Source organism: Rahnella sp. P4_A8 (assembly GCF_056402435.1).
Genome location: NZ_JBFUHK010000197.1, coordinates 1 through 1,789 on the forward strand (window position 1 = coordinate 1; position 1,789 = coordinate 1,789).

The following is a 1,789-nucleotide window of genomic DNA, read 5'->3' on the forward strand; positions in this document are numbered from 1 at the left end:
GAGTATAGTCTCTGTGATTTGGTTTAGGGAGACCATACTCATGACTTTAGGACTCAAACACGATTATGTTAATTCAGTTACGATACCAGTAAGCCGCACCAAACAGTATGCTAAAGGCTTATTTTTAGGAATGTTATACCTGTTCGGTGATTTAATAATCGTAACTTGCTGCTTTCCAAATCAGTCCTGACGGCTTTTTATCACATCTCATCCTTCTTCCCCTGGGCCCCCTTGCCAGTTTGCCTAGACCGCTGTTTTAGATTTGAAATTTGGGGTGCTGGCGCCCATTATTCAACGTGCGACAATCGTCGTGTAACCAAAGGTGAAAAACGCAATATGGAATGGATCGCCGATCCCTCGATTTGGGCCGGGCTTGCGACCCTGGTAGTTCTCGAAATTGTCCTGGGGATAGACAATCTCATTTTCATTGCCATCCTGGCGGAAAAACTTCCGCGCCAGCAGCGTGACAAGGCTCGCGTCACCGGGCTTTTACTGGCCCTCGTGATGCGCTTACTTCTGCTGGCCTGCATTTCCTGGCTTTCGACACTGACCCGCCCTCTTATTGCCGTGCTCGGGCATCCGTTCAGCGCGCGCGATATGATTATGCTTGCGGGGGGGATATTCCTGTTGTTCAAAGCGACGATGGAGCTTAATGAACGACTCGAAGGCAAAGATGAAGAACAAAGCCATCAGCAGCGCGGTGCTAAATTCTGGCCGGTCGTTGCTCAGATTGTCGTGCTGGATGCGGTCTTTTCACTCGACTCAGTGATTACCGCGGTCGGGATGGTTGAGCATCTGGCCGTCATGATGGTGGCGGTGTGTATTGCTATCGGCCTGATGCTGTTAGCCAGTAAACCACTGACACGTTTCGTGAATGCGCATCCGACTATCGTCATCTTATGTCTCAGTTTCCTGCTGATGATCGGCTTCAGCCTGGTTGCCGAAGGTTTTGGCTATGTTATCCCGAAAGGGTATTTGTATGCCGCGATCGGTTTCTCCGTGATCATTGAAGGGCTGAATCAGCTGGCACAGTTTAACCGCAAACGCTTTTTATCCTCGCGCCGCTCTCTGCGTGAACGCACTGCAGAAACCGTATTGCGCGTCTTGCGTGGCAAACATGAAGAAGCCGAACTTGATGCTCACTCTTCAAACATGATTGCAGACAGCGCTGACGAAGAAGATGCGATTTTCAACCAGCAGGAGCGTCACATGATTGAGCGCGTGCTGGGACTCGGGCAACGCACCGTCAGCAGCGTAATGACCTCCCGCCACGACGTAGACCATCTTGAACTTAATGACCCTGTCGACGTGCTGACGCAGCAAATCGCTGATAACCAACATACCCGTATGCTGGTCACCGAAGACAGCTCCACCGACGAACCGCTGGGTGTTGTGCACGTTGTCGACCTGCTCAAACAACAACTGCTGCAAAATGAACTGGATCTTAAGGCGTTGATCCGCCAGCCCCTGATTTTCCCGGAACAGCTTTCTCTGCTGATGGCCCTCGAACAATTCCGCCAGGCAAAAACGCATTTTGCTTTCGTGGTCGATGAATTTGGTTCTGTCGAAGGAATCGTGACCCTGACGGATGTGATGGAAACCATTGCCGGTWACCTGCCAGAGTCTGACGAAACGCCTGATGCACGGCATGATATCCAGCAGCAGGAGGATGGAAGCTGGATAGCCAACGGCTACATGCCGCTTGACGATCTGGTGATGTATATTTCCCTGCCGGTGGATGAAAAAAGGGAATATCACACGCTGGCCGGTCTGCTGATGGAATATACCC

The 1,789-nt window shown here is 51.2% G+C and carries 1 protein-coding gene; it reads left to right on the top strand.

The window, feature by feature from the left end; translation table 11 throughout:
• Window positions 1-336 precede the first annotated feature (336 nt).
• Window positions 337-1,789: TerC family protein (locus tag AC1DUO_RS24590; RefSeq protein WP_477989233.1), on the top strand; the 1,453-nt coding region annotated here is incomplete at its 3' end.